Origin of the sequence: Paracoccus sp. (in: a-proteobacteria), assembly GCF_032007265.1 — a bacterium.
GTDB lineage: Bacteria > Pseudomonadota > Alphaproteobacteria > Rhodobacterales > Rhodobacteraceae > Paracoccus.
On the sequence record NZ_DALZMB010000097.1, the window covers coordinates 1 to 14,169 of the forward strand.

Consider the following 14,169-nt stretch of genomic DNA (forward strand, 5'->3'; position numbering starts at 1 on the left):
TACATCTTTCTTTCGCCTTTTTTCACCACGATCTGGGTGACTGGCGGGCCGTCATAGCTTTTGAACTTTGACGGTGCTTCTTTCTGACCTCCGCAACTTGCCAGGAAGCCAACAAAAAGGAGCGCCGTGAAAGCGCGTAGAATACTGATCATCACTGCCCAAACCCGCATCTTGCGTTTTTTGTCGTTAGGTCAGCGAATACCATAAAGGTGAATTCTTCGCTAGCGTCGGCGAAATTCCGCTGCGGTTTCGACATGCGGGGTCCAACGGAACTGATCGACCACGAAAAGGCGTGTCATTTCATAGCCGCCATCGGCCAGAATCCGCGCGTCTCTGGCGAAAGTCACGGGGTCGCAGCTGACCCAGGCGATCCGCGCCAGTCCCGATTGCGCCAATTGCTGGGCCTGAGCCTCGGCGCCAGCGCGTGGCGGATCGATCACAATCGCGTCATAAGCGGCCAGCTCATCGGGCAGCAAAGGCCGCTTGGCCAGGTCGCGCACATGGGTTTTGATCCGCTTTAGCCCTGTGGCCCCGCGCCAACCCGAATCAAGCGCAGCAAGCGGCGCGGCCAGACCCTCATAGGCATCGACCTCGGCGTTTTCGGACAAGGGCAGGGTGAAGGTGCCGCAGCCCGCGAACAGATCCGCAATCCGGTCCGCGCCTTTGACCATGTCACGCACCGCAGCAATCAGCGCGGCCTCGCCCTCGGCAGTTGCTTGCAAAAAGCTGCCCGGCGGTGGGGTCACTTGCGCGCGCCCCATCGTCAGGTTGGGCGGGCGGCGGGTGATGCTTTCGCCGTCCCAATCGATCCGTGCCAGATCACCCTTTTCCGCCAATGCGGCCAGTTGCGCGAAAAGCGCGGGCTCTAGCGATTTGCCACCGCGAATGGCCAGATCCAGACCCGCCGAGGTTTCCGTGACCGCAAGGCTTAGCTCTGCCTGGCGCGAGGCGCCTGCGATGACGATCTCGCGCAGAAGGGGCAGGGCGCTTTGGATGGCGGGACGGATAACGCGGCAATCGTTCAGATCGATGATCACATCCGAGGCGCGGGCGTGAAATCCGACAAGCGCGCCTTTTTTGGTGCGCCGCCCCGATAAGACCGCGCGTCTGCGCGATCCGGGGGGCGAGACATGCTGACCACTGACCTGCACGTCCATGCCCTGCGCCTTCAGCGCCGAGATCACCAATCCGGCCTTCCAGTCTGCAACAAAGGCGTCGCTGGCATGCATCAGTGAGCAGCCGCCACAGGCCCGGTAATGCGGGCAGGCGGGTTTGACGCGCTCGGGCGAGGGGGTGACGATCTTGGGGTCGAGGATGCGACCTGCCTCATCAACCTCGCCGGTTACCACTTCATCGGGTAGGGTCAGGCGGGCAAGGGCGCGTTGGCCATGGCTGTCATAAGCCACACCCTCACCACGACGCCCCAGCCGTTCAACGCGCCATTCTGTCACTCTGCTGCCTCGGTCAAATCATCATCTTCGGTGCCCAGAAAGCCACCCGACTGGCGGTTCCAATAGCGGGCATAGGTCCCGTTTGCAGCCAGCAATTCGGCATGGCTGCCCTGCTCGACGATCTGGCCAGCCTCAAGCACGATGATGCGGTCCAGTTCAGCGATGGTTGAAAGCCGATGGGCAATGGCAAGGACGGTTTTGCCGCGCATGACGCGCAGCAAGGCTTCTTGCACCTGTGCTTCGACTTCGCTGTCCAGCGCCGAGGTCGCCTCATCCAGCACAAGGATCGGGGCATCCTTCAAGAAGGCGCGGGCAAGGGCGATGCGTTGGCGTTGGCCGCCTGACAGTTTCACCCCACGCTCACCCAGATGCGCCTCATAGCCCTTGCGGCCCATGTGGTCTTGCAGCGTCAGGATGAACTCATGCGCCTCGGCTGCCTTTGCAGCGGCGATCATCTCGTCTTCGCTGGCATCGGGGCGGCCATAAAGGATGTTCTCGCGCGCCGAGCGGTTGAACATCGCGGTTTCCTGCGTGACCATGGCGATGTTGCGGCGCAGACTTTCTTGCGTGACCTTGCGCAGATCGTGGCCATCGACCGAAATCGCGCCCTTTTCCACGTCATATAGGCGCAAAAGCAGCGCGACCAAGGTGGATTTCCCGGCCCCCGAGGCCCCGACAATGCCAATCTTCTCGCCCGGAGCGATATGCAGATCGACATCCATGATGCCACCTTTTTCGCGGCCATAGGCAAAGGCCACATGATCGTAATCGATCCGGCCCGAGACACGGCCAAGGGCCAGGGCATCGGGCGCATCAGTCAGGCTATGGGCGACGGAAAGCGTGCTCATCCCGTCCTCGACCTCGCCGACCGAGCCCCAGACCCCCATCAGCGCCATGCTGACCCAGCCCGTCATCTGAGACAACCGCATCGAAATTGCGCCCGCCGCGGCGATATCACCTGCGGTTGCCTGGCCCTCGCGCCACAGTAGAAAGGTGCCTCCGATCAGGACAACCGGCAAAGCACCGGCAACAAACATCAGCGAAAAGCGAAACCACGTGCTGACGCGGCCAAAATCAAGCGCGCGTTCGCGAAAGCCGACCATGGCGCCAAGTGCGGCCCGGTCTTCGTATTCGTCATGGGCGAAAAGCTTCACCGTTTTGATATTGGTGATCGTATCGACCACCTGGCCCGTGACCATTGCCCGCGCCGATGCACGTTTGGCCGAGCGCGAGCGGATGCGGGGTAGGAAAAAGCGGATCAATACGAAATACGCGGCCAGCCACAGCAACATTGCCACCGCGCCCCAGCCGTCAATCGCGACCAAAAACGCGGCCGACCCCAGGATCGATGCCAGCGCGAAAGCCACCACGTTGACGAATTCCGATGCAACATCCGTGACCGCGCGTGCGGTTTGCGTCTGCTTTTGGGCAATGCGTCCGGCAAAGTCATTGTCAAAAAAGGTGACGGAATGACCCATGGTCCAGCGATGCAGCCGTGACAGCACAAGCGGAAACAGATTGGGACCGATGATCACGCTTGACGATGCCGTCGACAGGCCAAAAATCGCGGGGCGGATAATCAGGAAAAAGATCACAAAGCCCAGGATCAGGGGCAATTGCTGGGAAACAATGGTTTCGGGCGAACCGCCAACGATCGCATCGATCACCCGGCCCAACAGGATCGCCGAGACGATATCGGCGATGCCGCCAAGTGCCGAGGCGACGGCAGCAAAGCCCAAGCCCCCCCAGGCACCCGAAAGGCACCACCGAAAAAACGCCAGCAATGTGGTCGGCGGCGGCCCGTCAGCAGGCCGAAAAGCGTCGATCATCCGGGCGAAATATTTATGCATGGCGTCGATCCCTTATTTTTTGCCGCTTGGGTCTGTCGCCTGCCTGGCAATCTGTATCAGATTGGATTTGGGTATCGCGAACCCACTGTCTATCCACTCCTGTTCGGCGGCTTTCAACCCCTTGCCAAGCGCAGGGCCTTGAAGATCGGGCATCAGATCACTGGCGCTTAAGGGGAATTTTTGCTGCGCAGCATGTTGGATGTGCCCCTGCCAATCTGGTGCAAGATCCCCCCCTTGGGCTGCGTGAAGCAGGGCCAAGTCGACTGCCAGATCAGGGCCGTGGCGATAGGCCACCTGGGCAAGTGGGGTTTGGGCAAGGACCGAGATTTGGTGCAGATACCCTGCCTCATCGCGCGACAGGCGCAAGCGCGTTGCGGCATCGGGTGCCGCCAAAGATGCCAGCCTGCGCTGCCATTTGGGTGGAATGCTCCAGCGACGTTCTTGATCCAAAAGGCGAGGCAAAGACGCCGGATCGGCAAGCGGCAAAATGGCCGCCATAACGCCCGATTGCTGCATCAGGGCGACGCTTGCGGTGGGGTCGGGGGCCGCCATGAGCTTGCGCATTTCCGCGCCGATACGCTCGGCTGAGATCTGCCCAAGACCGGCTGCCAGATCTGCGCAGGCAGTCAGCGCCTCGCCGTCCAGACAATCAGCGTCGCCATACCATGCCAGAAATCGGAAAAATCGCAGGATGCGCAGATAATCCTCGCGGATGCGCGCATGGGGCCTGCCGACAAAGCGCAGGCGGCGCAGCCGCAGATCTGGCAGGCCGCCCACCGGGTCGATCACGCGACCCGAAGCATCGGCATATAGCGCATTCATGGTAAAGTCGCGCCGCAGCGCATCATCGTGCAGGTTGTCAGAGAAAACGACGCGGGCATGCCGGCCGTCGGTTTCGACATCATGGCGAAAGGTCGTGACCTCAAAGGGCTTGCCGCCCGAAATCAGCGTGACGGTGCCATGATCTATTCCGGTCGGCACGGATTTCAGACCCGCCGCATCAGCCAGCGCGATGACGCGGCTCGGAGGGGCATCGGTCGAGATATCCCAATCCGAGATCGGCTGCCCCAAAAGCGCGTTTCGCACCGCGCCACCCACGACATAGGCCTGTTGCCCATCCGCGGTCAGCGCGGCCAGCACAATCTGAAGATCTGCATCACTTGTGTCGATCATGGGTTCTTTTGTCGGGTGATGATCCGGTCCTGCCGGTTGTTGCCCTGTCTTCATGCGTTCAGCCTGCGTGCCAGCGCGTAAAGAACACGCGCCGTTGCACCCCAGATATAATAGGGGCCAAAGGGTATGGTTTGATAGGCGCGCCAATCGCCACGCCACAGGCGGCGCTCGATCCGATAGCGGCTCAGATCGGCGATATGGGCGAAAGGAACGGTGAACACCTCGGCGACCTCGCCCGCTTCGGGGACAGGGGTGAAGGGGCCGTGAATGAGGCCCAGAACAGGGGTCATGTTGAAGCCCGTGACGGTGCGATGCGGCTGCAAAAGCCCCAGCACCTCGACCTGGCTTGGGGCAAGGCCCACCTCTTCATGGGCCTCGCGCAGCGCCGCGGCGGTGGCATCGGCATCACCGGGATCGACTTTGCCACCCGGCAAAGCGATCTGGCCCGGATGATGACGCAATCCGCTGGCGCGTTTGGTCAGGACCAGCGCCCCGGTCACGGCGTCAAAAGCCGCCAAGACCCCGGCAGCCCGCAAGGGCGTGTCGGGGATCGGGGTCGCTGGTGTCAGATCGAAGTCCGATGACGGCTCTGCCGACACCTCAAGCGCCGCCAAAAGCCGCTCTCGGATCGGCAAAGCCATTGTCGTCATCTTATTCGGCAGCCTTGTCGCTGGCGGGCAAGGGCTGACCGTTGGCGTCGATCGTGGCTTCAAAGCCAAGGCTTTGGGGCGCCAATTCGTAATGCGCGCCGCAGAACTGGCAATCCGCCGTGACCATGCCCTGATCGTTGGTCATATGGGTGATGTCCTTGGCCGAATAGATCGACAAAGTATTGCGCACCTTATCTTCGTTGCACGAGCAGCCGAATTCGACCGCCTGAGGATCATAGATCCGCGGCTCTTCTTCATGGAAAAGCCGCACAAGCAGATCCGTTGGCGCAACGGTCGGCCCGATCAGCTCGATGGTTTCGACGGTATCCAGCAGGATGTTGGCGCGGTTCCAATCCTCGGATTGAACGCCCTGAAGAATATCGGCGCTTTGCACAAGTCCGTCGCCGCCAGCCGTGCCATCACGCTCGGGCATGGCTTGGGCGGGCATCGTTTGCAGCATGATGCCGCCCGCACGCCAGCGCTTGGCCTCGCCCGGCATCTGCGATTCGCCATAGGCCAATGAGAAACGGGTCGGCAGCTGTTCGGATTGCGCGAAATAGGCCTCGGCGCAGCTGGACAGCGAACCACCGGCAAGGGGCGTCAACCCCTGATAGGGCAGGGTGCCCGTGCCCTGATCGATCAGCACGGCGAAATAACCCTCGCCGATCTGGTCAAAGGCAGGAACGCCCTGTTCAAGGCGATCGGCGTCGAATGCGGCCCAGGCACGGATGCGCGCGGGTGCGCCCTCGTGTTCGGGGGCGTAATAATCGGTCGCGATCGTGCGGATCGCGCCATTGCCGCGCACTTGCAGGCTGAGCTTCCAGCGCAACTTTACGGTCTGCCCGATCAATGCGGTCAGCAATGCCAGCTCGGCCACCAGCGCGCTGACCGCTGCCGGATAGTCGTGGCGCGAGAGAATATGGCCAAGCGTGCCATCAAGCCGGGCAACACGTCCGCGCACGCCCGAACGGTCGAGCTGGAACGGCAGGATGGCATCGTCCCAGGTAATCTGGTTGATCGTCGTCATGATCTGTCCTTCGGAAATCTAGTGGCATCCTCCCTCGGGATGATGCACGTCGGCACCAATATAGGGTGATTGCGGCAAAGCCCAAGAGGTTAGCGCCAGACAGCGCAGCGATGTGGCACGCTTGCCTAGTTCGGCAAAAAGCTTCCCTTCAGCGAAAGGATGTAGTCGTGAATGCGCGAGACGGCAGGTGTGATCTGCGCATCGTCGCGCCGCAACATGTACCAGCTGCGCTGGATCGGCAGGCCGATCGCCTGCACCGAGATCAGACTGCCCCAGCGCAACTCCTCGGTGACGGTATGCTGGGAAATCAGCGCAATCCCCAATCCCGCGATGACTGCCTGTTTGATCGTCTCATTCGTGCCCATTTCGATCATGCGCCAAGGCTGGCCATCCCCGATCCGGTCCAGAAAGCGTGTCATCAGGATGCGTGTTCCCGAACCCTCTTCGCGGGCCAGAAACGTCTCGGCCAGCAGCTCATCGGGCATCGCCGGATCAGCCTGCGCCAGCCGGTGATGGGGGGCTGCGATGATGATATGGGGGTGGGGGCCAAGGGGCTCGGCGTGGACGGGCGGGTTGCGCGGGGGGCGTCCCATGATCGCCAGATCCAATGAGCGTGCATTCAGCGCTGCGATGATGCTGTCGCGGTTGCCGATGCGCAGCGTGACTTCGATATCGGGAAGCGCCTGACCCAAGAGTGCGACCAGCCCTGGTGCAAAGTATTTCCCGGTCGAGACAACGCCCAAAACCACGCTGCCTGCCTGACCATTTTGCAGGGCCGAAACCCGACGCGCGCAGTTCTCAAGCGCGACCGAGATCTGCATTTCGGCATCCAGAACTGCTTGCCCCTCGGCGGTGGGAACAAAGGTGCCATGCTCGCCTTTTTGCAGCAAAGCGCCCCCCATCAGATCCTCGAGATTGCGGATCTGACCATGTACCGCAGGCGGGCTAAGGCCCAGCTCATGGGCAGCGGCCGTCAGCGTCCCGCGTGAGACGACACTGCGCAGCGCGCGCAATTGGCGAAGGGTCAGGGCATCCATTCGCGACATTCAGTTTTCCCGAAGATTGGTTTCGTTTTTTTAAATGTTACTGAAAATCGTGCCATGTCAACGTTGGCTCAACACCATTGGCTTTGGGAGGAGCAAATGACCGCCAGCGCGATCTATACGACCCGTATCCCAGCACCGCTGCAGCCCGTCATGGGGCAATTGGCTCAAGCGGCAATCGAATTGGCGCGGATTATCCGGCGCGGCGAAAGCGGCGGGGCGGCACTCGGGGCCGAGGTGGGCACCAATGCCGATGGCGATGGTCAAAAGGCGCTGGACGTCAAGGCAGACGAGCTTTTCCTAGAGGCGCTGCGTGCAGCAGGCGTGCGCTGGTATGCCTCGGAAGAGCAAGATCACGCGATCGAGCTGAATCAGACCGGTTGTCTGGGTGTGGCGCTGGATCCGCTGGACGGTTCGTCCAACATCGACACCAATGTCTCGATCGGCACGATCTTTTCGATCTTCAAGGCGCGTGACACCGCCGAGGAAACTTTTCTGCGCGCGGCTGCGGATCAGATCGCGGGGGGCTATGTGATCTATGGTCCGCGCACCTGTCTGGTCGTAACCTTTGGCAATGGCGTGCAGATCTATACGCTGAACGAGACCAGCTGCCAGTTCGAGCTGACCCAGGACCGGGTCGCACTGCCGCGCGAATCGCGTGAATTTGCCATCAACGCCTCGAATTACCGCCATTGGGCTCGTCCGGTCCGGGCTTATATCGACGATTGTCTGGCCGGGACCGAAGGTCCGCGCGAAGCGAATTTCAACATGCGCTGGATCGCCAGTCTGGTTGCCGAAACCCATCGCATCCTGATGCGCGGCGGCATCTTTCTTTACCCTTCGGACCGGCGCACGGGTTACGAGCGTGGCCGCCTGCGCATGCTTTACGAATGTGCCCCGATTGCCTTTCTGATCGAGCAGGCCGGGGGCAGCGCCACTGATGGCAGCGAGCCGATCATGGGCGCTCATGCCAGCAACCTGCACGAGCGTACCCCCTTCATCTTCGGCTCGGCCGATATGGTCGCCCGCGTCGCCACTTACCACGATCTGCCTGAAACCGAGGTTTCGGCACTCTTCGGCAATCGCGGCCTGTTTCGGGCCTAAGAGGACGTCATGAGCAAGAAGCATCCCATTATTTCGGTTACCGGCTCTTCGGGGGCAGGAACCACCACGATCAAGAACACATTCGATCAGATTTTTCGCCGCGAGGGGATTACCTCGGTCGCCATCGAGGGCGATGCCTTTCACCGTTTTGACCGCGCCGGCATGAAGGCCGAGGTCGCGCGCCGGATAGCCGCAGGCGACCACACTTTCAGCCATTTCAGCCTGGATGCCAATGAACTCAAGCGTCTCGAAGAGGTGTTCCGCAGCTATGGCGCCACCGGGACCGGCAAGAAGCGCCATTATGTTCACGACGAAAAAGAGGGTGAGCTGTGGGGCGCGGCGCCCGGCACATTCACGGATTGGTCCGATCTGGCACCTGGCTCGGATCTGCTGTTTTACGAGGGCCTGCATGGCGCGGTGAAAACCGATGACATCGACATCGCCGGTCAGGCCGATCTGAAAATCGGGGTCGTTCCGGTCATCAACCTGGAGTGGACCCAGAAAATCCACCGGGACCGTACCAGCCGCGGCTATTCGACCGAGGCTGTGACCGACACCATCCTGCGCCGCATGCATGACTATGTGCATGTCATCTGCCCGCAGTTTACCGAAACCGATATCAACTTTCAGCGTGTGCCGGTGGTCGATACGTCGAACCCGTTCATCGCGCGCTGGATCCCGACGCCAGATGAAAGCCTTGTGGTCATCCGCTTCAAAAGCCCACGCGGCATCGATTTTCCCTATCTGACGCAGATGATCGAGGGCTCGTGGATGAGCCGCGCCAATTCCATCGTCATTCCGGGGCCCAAGATGGACCTGGCCATGCAACTCATCCTGACGCCGCTGGTGGCGCGGATGGTCAGCGAATCCAAACGCGCCTGAGGAGGATGTGATGAACCAGATGACCCGTATCGACACTCAGGCCGAAGCCAAGATGGCCACCGCCATCCGCGTTCTGGCAATGGATGCCGTCGAGGCCGCGAAATCCGGCCATCCTGGCGCACCGATGGGACTGGCCGATGTCGCGGCGGTTCTGTTCAACCGCTTCATCAGCATCGACCCTTCGGATGATAAATGGCCCGACCGGGACCGCTTCGTGATGTCGGCCGGGCATGGCTCGATGCTGGTTTATGCCATCAATCACATGCTGGGCTACGACGATATGGGCATGGACCAGCTGCGTGCGTTCCGCCAGCTGGGCTCGCGCACCGCAGGCCATCCCGAATATGGCCATGCCAAAGGGATCGAGACCACGACCGGACCTTTGGGGCAGGGCATCACCACTGCAGTCGGCATGGCACTGGCCGAGCGGATGATGAATGCGCGCTTTGGCGATGATCTGGTCGATCACTATACCTATGTGCTGGCGGGCGACGGCTGCCTGATGGAGGGAATCAGCCACGAGGCCATCGACTTTGCCGGACATCAGAAACTGGGCCGCCTGATCGTGGTCTGGGACGATAACAGCATCACCATCGATGGCGGCACGGGCCTTTCGACCTCGACCGATCAAAAGGCGCGCTTCGCGGCCTCGGGCTGGCATGTGCAATCCGTCGACGGCCATGACCGCGAGGCGATCGCCGCCGCAATTGCTGCGGCGCGCAAGGATCCTCGTCCGTCGATGATTGCTGCAAAAACCGTCATTGGCTTTGGCGCGCCCAATAAACAGGGCAGCCATGACGTACATGGTGCCCCGCTGGGCGCCAATGAAATCGCTGCGGCGCGCGACAAGTTGGGTTGGACGCATGAGCCATTCACCCTTCCTGACGATGTCGTGGACTCCTGGCGTGCTGTGGCGGCACGCGGGGCAGAGGCGCGGGCAAAGTGGCAAGTTCGGCTGAAAGGCTCCCCCTTGAGGGCCGATTTCCTTGCCTCATTGTCCGCGCCGGATCCTGCCGCTTTGCGCAAGACTTTCGCCGCCTATATCGACCAGCTGGTCGAGACGAAGCCGAAAGTTGCAACGCGCAAATCATCGGAAATGGCACTGGAGATCGCCAATGCGGCGATTGCCAATACCATCGGCGGATCGGCCGATCTGACCGGCTCGAACCTGACACGGACCAAAGGCATGGTTTCGGTGACGCCCGAGGATCGCTCGGGGCGCTATATCCACTACGGTATCCGTGAACATGGCATGGCCGCGATCATGAACGGGATCGCGCTGCATGGCGGGTTCATCCCCTATGGCGGCACGTTCCTGGCCTTTGCCGATTATTCGCGGCCCGCGATCCGTCTGGGCGCGCTGATGGGGGTGCCGGTCGTTCATGTCATGACCCATGACAGCATCGGTCTTGGCGAAGATGGTCCGACGCACCAGCCGGTCGAACATGTCGCCTCTTTGCGTGCAATTCCGAACCTGGATGTCTATCGCCCCGCCGATGCGGTTGAAACCGCCGAGGCCTGGGAGCTGGCATTGACCCGTACCAATGGCCCTTCGCTGCTGTGCCTGTCACGCCAGAACCTGCCGACCCTGCGCCATGAAAAGACCCGCGAGAACCTGACCCGTCAGGGCGCCTATGTGTTGCGCCCGACCGATGGTGCGCGTGATGTGACGCTGATCGCCACCGGCTCTGAGGTCGAGATCGCCATCGCGGCGGCCGATCTTCTGGCGGCAGAAGGCATCCGCGCCGCCGTGGTCTCGGCCCCCAGCTTCGAGCTTTTTGCCAAGCAGGACAAAGCCGTCCGGGCCGCTGTTTTGGGCGAAGCCCCGCGCATCGGCATCGAGGCCCAGATCCGGCAAAGCTGGGACGGGCTGATCCTGCGCCCCGAGGATGGGTTCATCGGCATGACCGGCTTTGGCGCATCCGCGCCGGCCCCCGCGCTTTACGAGCATTTCGGCATTACGGCAGCTCATACCGCTGCTCTTGCCAAATCCCTGATTGGAGGAGGAAAATAATGGCTCTGATCACGCTAAGGCAATTGCTGGATCACGCTGCCGAACACAGCTATGGCGTGCCAGCTTTCAATATCAACAACATGGAACAAGGGCTTGCGATCATGGAGGCCGCCCGCGCAGTCGATGCGCCGGTGATCTTGCAGGCCTCGCGCGGTGCGCGCAGCTATGCCAATGACATCATGCTGTCCAAGATGATCGAGGCATTGGCCGCGATCTATCCGCAGATCCCCTTGTGCATGCATCTTGACCACGGCAACGCCGAGGCGACATGCATGACCGCGATCCGTCACGGCTTTACCTCGGTGATGATGGACGGCTCGCTGGAAGCCGATGCCAAGACGCCCGCCGATTACGAATATAACGTCGAGATCACCGAGCGTGTCAGCCGCATGGCCCATTGGGTCGGTGCTTCGGTCGAGGGCGAGCTGGGCGTGCTTGGCTCGCTGGAAACCGGGGAATCCGAGGCCGAGGATGGCCATGGTGCGGTTGGCAAGCTGGATCACAGCCAGCTTTTGACCGATCCGGATCAGGCTGTGGATTTCGTGTCGCGCACCAAGGTTGATGCTTTGGCAATCGCCTGCGGCACCAGCCACGGCGCCTATAAATTCACCCGCAAGCCCGATGGCGACATTCTTGCGATGAACATCATCGAAGAGATCCATCGCAAGCTGCCCAATACGCATCTGGTCATGCATGGCTCGTCATCGGTGCCGCAGGATCTGCAAGATATCATCAACGAATATGGCGGGCAGATGCCCCAGACCTTTGGGGTGCCGGTCGAGGAAATCGTGCGCGGCATTCGCCACGGTGTCCGCAAGGTCAATATCGACACCGATTGCCGCATGGCGATGACGGGTCAGTTCCGCAAAATCGCGACGACGAACCCGACCGAGTTCGACCCGCGCAAGTTCCTGAAACCCGCAATGGACGCCATGCGCGACCTTTGCCGCGAACGCTTCGAGGCCTTTGGCACCGCCGGACATGCCTCGAAGATCAAGGTCATCGCGATGGACGAGATGGCCAAACGCTACGCTGCCGGAAAGCTTGATCCGGCGATCGCGGCCGCAAAAGCCGCCTGAAGGGAGGGGAAGTCATGAACGAGATGTCAAACACAGAGATCCGGGATACCAAGAAGCGCTATGCCGCTGGTGTTCTGAAATACGCTCAGATGGGCTATTGGGACGGCGATTATCAGCCAAAGGACACCGATGTTCTGGCGCTGTTTCGCATCACGCCCCAAGCAGGCGTCGATCCGATCGAGGCAGCTGCGGCAGTGGCCGGTGAAAGCTCGACCGCAACCTGGACCGTGGTCTGGACCGACCGTCTGACGGCCGCCGATCAATACCGCGCCAAGGCTTATAAGGTCGAGCCGGTGCCGAACCAGCCGGGGCAGTATTTCTGCTACGTCGCCTATGACCTGATCTTGTTCGAAGAGGGCTCGATCGCGAACGTGACCGCGTCGATCATCGGCAACGTGTTCAGCTTTAAGCCGCTAAGCGCAGCCCGCCTCGAGGATATGCGCTTCCCAGTCGCCTATCTGAAAACCTTCAAGGGTGCGCCGACCGGCATCGTCGTCGAACGTGAGCGCCTGGACAAGTTCGGCCGCCCGCTGCTGGGGGCCACCACCAAGCCGAAGCTGGGCCTTTCGGGCAAGAACTATGGCCGTGTGGTCTATGAAGGCCTCAAGGGCGGTCTGGACTTCATGAAGGACGACGAGAATATCAACTCGCAGCCCTTCATGCACTGGCGCGACCGTTTCCTTTACTGCATGGAAGCCGTGAACAAGGCATCGGCGGCCACCGGCGAGGTCAAGGGCCACTATCTCAACATCACTGCCGCCACCATGGAAGAGATGTATGCCCGCGCCGAATTCGCCAAGCAGCTTGGCTCGGTCATCGTCATGGTTGACCTGATCGTGGGCTGGACCGCTATCCAGTCGATCAGCAACTGGTGCCGCGACAATGACATGATCTTGCACATGCACCGTGCGGGCCATGGCACCTATACGCGCCAGAAAAACCACGGCATCAGCTTCCGCGTCATTGCAAAATGGCTGCGTATGGCGGGGGTTGACCACCTGCATTGCGGTACGGCCGTCGGCAAGCTGGAAGGCGATCCGATGACGGTGCAGGGCTATTACAACGTCTGCCGCGAGATCCATAACGAGGTCGATCTGCAGCGTGGGATCTTCTTCGAGCAGGATTGGGCCGATCTGAAAAAGGTCATGCCGGTTGCCTCGGGTGGTATCCATGCCGGGCAGATGCACCAGCTGATCGATCTGTTTGGCGATGATGTCGTCTTGCAGTTCGGGGGCGGCACCATCGGTCACCCGATGGGCATTCAAGCCGGTGCGCAAGCCAACCGCGTTGCGCTGGAAGCGATGGTTCTGGCGCGCAATGAGGGCGTCGATATCAAAAACGAAGGCCCTGAAGTTCTGCGCAAGGCCGCGAAATGGTGCAAGCCGCTGGAGGCTGCGCTGGATACCTGGGGCAACATCACCTTCAACTATACCTCGACCGACACCTCGGACTTCGTGCCGACACCGGGCGTCAGCTAATCGCGTCAGATAAGGGAGAAACACTATGCGTATTACTCAGGGATGCTTTTCCTTTCTGCCCGATCTGGACGATGCCCAGATCACCGCGCAGATCGAATATATCCTGTCCAAGGGTTGGGCCGTCAGCATCGAATATACCGATGAGCCTCATGCCAGAAACACCTATTGGGAGATGTGGGGCCATCCCATGTTCGACCTGCAGGACGCCAAGGGCGTGATGATGGATCTGGATGAATGCCGCAAAGCTTTTGGGGATCATTACATCCGCATCAACGCCTTCGACAACCATCGCGGCTGGGAGACGGTGATGATGTCCTTTATCGTCCAGCGCCCGAAAAACGAGCCGAGCTTCCGCAGCTGGCGTCAGGAAGTGGATGGGCGCTCGATCCGCTATACGCATGAGATGGTGCGCTGATTA

Annotated in this window: 12 protein-coding genes; 6 read left to right on the forward strand and 6 right to left on the reverse strand. The window is 60.9% G+C overall.

Translation table 11 applies throughout. The features are described from left to right. Nucleotides 1-221: 221 nt before the first annotated feature. The 6 genes from RTS12_RS16610 to cbbR all read right to left on the reverse strand — a co-directional run bounded on the left by RTS12_RS16610 (nt 222) and on the right by cbbR (nt 7,197). The gene (locus RTS12_RS16610) at nt 222-1,451 is read right to left on the reverse strand and encodes a class I SAM-dependent RNA methyltransferase (RefSeq protein WP_312530491.1); all 1,230 of its coding nucleotides are present in this window, start codon (nt 1,449-1,451) and stop codon (nt 222-224) included. Beyond that, nucleotides 1,448-3,301: an ABC transporter ATP-binding protein gene (locus RTS12_RS16615; RefSeq protein ID WP_312530493.1), complete on the reverse strand. Its 1,854-nt coding sequence runs from the start codon at nt 3,299-3,301 to the stop codon at nt 1,448-1,450. Before RTS12_RS16615 ends, RTS12_RS16610 begins: the two co-directional genes overlap by 4 nt. A 12-nt stretch (nt 3,302-3,313) precedes the next feature. After that, nucleotides 3,314-4,474, reverse strand: a complete 1,161-nt coding sequence (locus RTS12_RS16620) for a CCA tRNA nucleotidyltransferase (protein ID WP_312530495.1) — start codon at nt 4,472-4,474, stop codon at nt 3,314-3,316. 50 nt (nt 4,475-4,524) lie between these two features. Then, nucleotides 4,525-5,115: a CoA pyrophosphatase gene (locus RTS12_RS16625; protein WP_312530511.1), complete on the reverse strand. Its 591-nt coding sequence runs from the start codon at nt 5,113-5,115 to the stop codon at nt 4,525-4,527. Nucleotides 5,116-5,125: 10 nt separating this feature from the next. Beyond that, nucleotides 5,126-6,151 carry an Hsp33 family molecular chaperone HslO gene (locus RTS12_RS16630; protein WP_312530497.1) on the reverse strand — a complete coding sequence of 342 codons (1,026 nt, stop codon included), beginning with the start codon at nt 6,149-6,151 and terminating at the stop codon, nt 5,126-5,128. Nucleotides 6,152-6,276: 125 nt separating this feature from the next. After that, nucleotides 6,277-7,197, reverse strand: coding sequence for a LysR family regulator CbbR (gene cbbR, locus RTS12_RS16635; protein ID WP_312530499.1), 921 nt, complete (start codon nt 7,195-7,197; stop codon nt 6,277-6,279). A gap of 96 nt (nt 7,198-7,293) precedes the next feature. On the opposite strand from cbbR, the gene RTS12_RS16640 reads away from it, so the two are divergent. The 6 genes from RTS12_RS16640 to RTS12_RS16665 are packed head-to-tail and all read left to right on the forward strand — an operon-like array spanning nt 7,294 to nt 14,166. After that, nucleotides 7,294-8,298, forward strand: a complete 1,005-nt coding sequence (locus RTS12_RS16640; protein WP_312530500.1) for a class 1 fructose-bisphosphatase — start codon at nt 7,294-7,296, stop codon at nt 8,296-8,298. A 9-nt stretch (nt 8,299-8,307) separates the two neighbouring features. After that, nucleotides 8,308-9,180, forward strand: a complete 873-nt coding sequence (locus RTS12_RS16645) for a phosphoribulokinase (RefSeq protein WP_312530501.1) — start codon at nt 8,308-8,310, stop codon at nt 9,178-9,180. Nucleotides 9,181-9,199: 19 nt separating this feature from the next. Continuing rightward, nucleotides 9,200-11,194: a transketolase gene (gene tkt, locus RTS12_RS16650; RefSeq protein ID WP_409455701.1), complete on the forward strand. Its 1,995-nt coding sequence runs from the start codon at nt 9,200-9,202 to the stop codon at nt 11,192-11,194. After that, nucleotides 11,194-12,273 (forward strand): class II fructose-bisphosphate aldolase, encoded by a 1,080-nt coding sequence (gene fba / locus RTS12_RS16655; protein ID WP_312530505.1) that lies wholly within the window; start codon nt 11,194-11,196, stop codon nt 12,271-12,273. The genes tkt and fba overlap by 1 nt, the downstream gene beginning before the upstream one ends. Nucleotides 12,274-12,287: 14 nt before the next feature. After that, on the forward strand, nt 12,288-13,751 hold the full coding sequence (locus RTS12_RS16660; protein ID WP_312530507.1) for a form I ribulose bisphosphate carboxylase large subunit: 1,464 nt from the start codon (nt 12,288-12,290) through the stop codon (nt 13,749-13,751). Nucleotides 13,752-13,776: 25 nt separating this feature from the next. After that, the gene (locus RTS12_RS16665) at nt 13,777-14,166 is read left to right on the forward strand and encodes a ribulose bisphosphate carboxylase small subunit (protein WP_312530509.1); all 390 of its coding nucleotides are present in this window, start codon (nt 13,777-13,779) and stop codon (nt 14,164-14,166) included. The last annotated feature ends 3 nt before the right edge of the window (nt 14,167-14,169 follow it).

Excerpts from the sequence above, each read along its gene's own strand:
- RTS12_RS16645 (WP_312530501.1), top strand. The coding sequence starts at position 8,308 with ATGAGCAAGAAGCATCCCATTATTTCGGTTACCGGCTCTTCGGGGGCA.
- tkt (WP_409455701.1), top strand. The coding sequence starts at position 9,200 with ATGACCCGTATCGACACTCAGGCCGAAGCCAAGATGGCCACCGCCATC.
- cbbR (WP_312530499.1), bottom strand. The coding sequence starts at position 7,197 with ATGTCGCGAATGGATGCCCTGACCCTTCGCCAATTGCGCGCGCTGCGC.
- RTS12_RS16620 (WP_312530495.1), bottom strand. The coding sequence starts at position 4,474 with ATGATCGACACAAGTGATGCAGATCTTCAGATTGTGCTGGCCGCGCTG.
- RTS12_RS16625 (WP_312530511.1), bottom strand. The coding sequence starts at position 5,115 with ATGGCTTTGCCGATCCGAGAGCGGCTTTTGGCGGCGCTTGAGGTGTCG.
- RTS12_RS16665 (WP_312530509.1), top strand. The coding sequence starts at position 13,777 with ATGCGTATTACTCAGGGATGCTTTTCCTTTCTGCCCGATCTGGACGAT.
- RTS12_RS16660 (WP_312530507.1), top strand. The coding sequence starts at position 12,288 with ATGAACGAGATGTCAAACACAGAGATCCGGGATACCAAGAAGCGCTAT.
- RTS12_RS16630 (WP_312530497.1), bottom strand. The coding sequence starts at position 6,151 with ATGACGACGATCAACCAGATTACCTGGGACGATGCCATCCTGCCGTTC.
- RTS12_RS16640 (WP_312530500.1), top strand. The coding sequence starts at position 7,294 with ATGACCGCCAGCGCGATCTATACGACCCGTATCCCAGCACCGCTGCAG.
- fba (WP_312530505.1), top strand. The coding sequence starts at position 11,194 with ATGGCTCTGATCACGCTAAGGCAATTGCTGGATCACGCTGCCGAACAC.
- RTS12_RS16615 (WP_312530493.1), bottom strand. The coding sequence starts at position 3,301 with ATGCATAAATATTTCGCCCGGATGATCGACGCTTTTCGGCCTGCTGAC.